The 3,717-nt window shown below is 41.3% G+C and carries 3 protein-coding genes; 1 reads left to right on the plus strand and 2 read right to left on the minus strand.

The annotated features are described in order from the left end of the window. Positions 1-289: 289 nt before the first annotated feature. Positions 290-1,111: a hypothetical protein gene (locus tag CWC17_RS19615; protein WP_249935945.1), complete on the minus strand. Its 822-nt coding sequence runs from the start codon at positions 1,109-1,111 to the stop codon at positions 290-292. A gap of 71 nt (positions 1,112-1,182) precedes the next feature. Next, complete coding sequence (locus tag CWC17_RS19620) at positions 1,183-1,557, minus strand: UPF0149 family protein (protein WP_249935946.1); 375 nt, start codon at positions 1,555-1,557, stop codon at positions 1,183-1,185. A 194-nt stretch (positions 1,558-1,751) separates the two neighbouring features. On the opposite strand from CWC17_RS19620, the gene CWC17_RS18320 reads away from it, so the two are divergent. After that, the gene (locus CWC17_RS18320) at positions 1,752-3,353 is read left to right on the plus strand and encodes an ABC-F family ATPase (protein ID WP_138614530.1); all 1,602 of its coding nucleotides are present in this window, start codon (positions 1,752-1,754) and stop codon (positions 3,351-3,353) included. The last annotated feature ends 364 nt before the right edge of the window (positions 3,354-3,717 follow it).

A 3,717-nucleotide genomic window follows, 5' to 3' on the forward strand; every position in this document is an offset into this window, starting at 1 on the left:
ACCACGTAAACATACAAGGTCGTATAAAATGCAGCGCTAGACGTTGCTCATCGTATCGCTATGCTTTCTTTTAAAAGCGATTATGTTACCACCGCGAACTGAAGGAGAAAAGCAGGAGAAGTGACTTATTTATACCTATGTTTCTCTGTGAAGCGCGAAGCGCCTCTGTGCCCTCGGTGGTGAAAAACAAGTTAAGCCAATTATTCACAAAGAGGATAACAGACGCTGCGCTTTAGAGAAGTAAGTCGCGTCTTGCTCGAGCAAGCTCTAAGCCTACAACCTTCACTTTTTAAAGCTTTTTGCGTAACCAAAACAAACTACCTTCGGCTGCTATCCAGGCTTGTTTGCCAAGTGAATTTAGGTATAAAGCTACTTCTTCTTTACTACCTGGGCTGTAGAAATCAAAGCCCTCATCTTTTAGTTTTTCTTGCCCGGTGAGTATTTTTATAAAATGTTTATTAAGCTGTTTAAGTTTCTTTTTATATTGTTTGGCTTGGCTTGAATCACCATTTTTATGAAACTCACTTAAGGCACGGCTTGCTGTGGCATAGAGTTCTTCGCTGTCAAAGTCGGCTAAAAATGCATCTAACTTTTGCCACTGCCCTTTAATTATGTAGCAGTTCATTAGCCAATGACGATTTGCTTGATTATCCATGGGGTTTAGTTGCAACAGCGTTTCTAATTCATCAATGGCAAGTTGTATGTTGCCTTGTAACGCGTTGATTTGTGCACGGTGCGCGCGTAATGCCATGTAAGGCCGTGTTTCGTGGTTCAGCCAAAAATGGCCTTGGTTTTGTGCTATATATTGCACTGTTATAACCCCCTCAAACAGTTCAAGTAACGCTTCTATCGGCTCAAACGCTCTTGGGGTAAAGTCACTAAGGATTGCTTCCATTAACTGATCAATCGTTTCATCATCAATCATTTTACCTGCTACAAATTCATCGTTGTGCTGTTGATGTGTAAATTGTTCGTTAAACGCAGCCTCGTCTTCATCGCTCCAGTGGGGATCTTCAATAAAACGAATATTGTAAAGCGCATCGGCCACAAAGTAGACGTAATTCTTTTTAAATGACTCCGCTAGACCTTGATTGCTAGCAAACTTTTTCACTGCGGCTTGCTCAGAGCTAAACGCATTAAGTACTTCATTTAAACTTGTGAGCAGCTCTTTTTGGCTTTTATCTAGGTACGTTTATTAATAAACTTAAGTGCCTGTAATGCCCCTTTACAGTAATTTGGTAATGGCATATTAGCTTTGAGTGAATCGCGGTAATCTGTTTTCGATAGGCTGCATTTAGTGGGCATTTTAAAGTCTTCGCTCATCACTTTTTGCATGCTGTTATTGTAATTGGCCATCAGGCTTTCGAGGTACTTTAACTCTGTATCTGATGTGAAATTAATTTCACCTAATAGGTCTGCCTGCCATTGGTTGGGCATTATCATGTCGGGCAGTAAACCTAACCCTAAAAAGTAACCTTGAATAAAGTAATAATCTGGCTGCTTTACACTTAACTTACTCAGTTTTATAACTTCACTACGAATTTTAGCTGGTGACATAGCTCACTCTTTTTTCATACTTTTTATTACAATAAAGCCGTGCTCAAAAGCAATCAAGTAAATTAACGTTTCAATAAGCTAGCCTTTAATATACTTGGGCTGTATAATTTGCCGCCTTATTTACTTCTATTGCCTGGTCTATTTTCGCACCTGCTGTGCCATAACCCTGTCAGTACTTTTCTAGGACTAACTTTTTGATCTCCACCGCAAATATTACGATGCAGTTTGGCGCAGAGCCGTTGTTTGAAAACATTTCAGCTAAATTTGGTAACGGTAACCGTTATGGTTTAATTGGCGCTAACGGCTGTGGTAAGTCGACCTTCATGAAAATTTTAAGCGGTGCGCTTGTGCCAAGTGCGGGTAATGTGTCGATTACGCCGGGGCTTAAAGTAGGTAACCTAAGCCAAGACCAGTTTGCCTTTGAGCAATATAGCGTTGTAGATGCCGTAATTATGGGCGACGTAGAGCTTTGGAAAGTAAAGCAAGAGCGCGACCGTATTTACTCATTACCAGAAATGAGCGAAGAAGACGGCATGAAAGTGGCCGACCTTGAAAGCGTTTTTGCCGAAATGGACGGTTACACAGCCGAAAGCCGCGCTGAAGAAATACTAATAGAAGCGGGTATAGATAAAGAGTTTCATTATGGGTTAATGGCAAATGTTGCCCCAGGTTGGAAATTACGTGTGCTTTTAGCGCAGGCGTTATTTGCAAACCCAGACATACTGCTACTCGATGAGCCAACCAATAACTTGGATATTCATACTATTACGTGGCTTGCTAATGAGCTTAATAAACGTAAATGCACCATGATTATTATTTCGCATGACCGCCACTTTTTAAATTCGGTATGTACTCACATGGCCGATATTGACTACGGCGAGCTGCGAATTTACCCAGGTAATTACGAAAAGTTTTTAGAAGCGTCTAGCTTACAGCGTGAGCAGTTATTAGCCGAAAACGCTAAAAAGAGCGCTGAAATTGATGAGCTACAAGACTTTGTTAACCGCTTTGGCGCAAACGCCTCTAAGGCTAAGCAAGCCAGCTCGCGCGCTAAAAAAATGGAAAAAATAAAGCTAGATGACGTTAAAGCGTCAAGCCGTATGAGCCCGTCACTTAGTTTTGACGAAGGTAAAAAAATGTATCGTCAAGCGCTTGAAGTAACCAAGCTAGGGCACGGTTTTGATGGCGAACCCTTATTTAGCGGCGGCGACTTTTTATTAGAAGCCGGCGCTAAACTTGCCATTATTGGCGAAAACGGTGTGGGTAAAACCACCTTTTTACGCTGTTTGGTAAACGAGCTAAAATGCAATGAAGGCGAGATTAAATGGTCAGAAAATGCGACCTTTGGTTACTGCCCGCAAGACAGCACAAAAGATTTTGATAACGATTTAACGTTATTCGATTGGATGTCGCAGTGGCGCACAGCCAAGCACAACGATTTAATGGTGCGCGGCATGTTAGGGCGTTTATTGTTTACCGCCGACGATGCAAACAAAAAAGCGCGTAACTGCTCAGGTGGTGAAAAAAACCGTTTGTTATTTGGTAAGTTAATGATGCAAGACGTAAACGTACTGGTAATGGACGAGCCAACCAACCACATGGATATGGAAGCCATTGAAGCGCTTAATAATGCATTAAAAGACTTTAAAGGCACGCTGATTTTTGTAAGCCACGACCGCGAGTTTGTATCGTCATTAGCCACCCGTATTATTGATATTAAAGATAAACAAGTTATTGATTTTCAGGGTACGTTTGATGAATACCTAGCAAGCATAGAAGAGAAAAAAATTGCTTAAGTTGTAGCCGCGATTTTATATCGCGTCTGTTTTAGGTTTAAGTTTTTAGGTTTCAAAACTAAAAATAGAGCCTAAACCATTTAAAAAAGGTGCTGTTTAGCGCCTTTTTTTGTGGGTGTTTGAATAGGCGGGCGCGCATTGTTTTTGTTTAAAAATGATTATCTCACCACCGAGAAGAGAAGGAAAGAATAGGAGCAGTGACTCCCCTATTCTTTCCTCTGTGTAGCGCGCAGTGCCCTCTGTGGTGAAATTAATCAGTAGCAGCAGCTTTATGCCGCGAAAAAATTCAATACAAACGCGAGGTAAGTTCCTGCTACCTGGTTAGCCTATGCTTTCATTTAAAAGCGATTATGTCACCACCGAG

Source organism: Pseudoalteromonas sp. S3785, assembly GCF_005887365.1.
GTDB lineage: Bacteria > Pseudomonadota > Gammaproteobacteria > Enterobacterales > Alteromonadaceae > Pseudoalteromonas.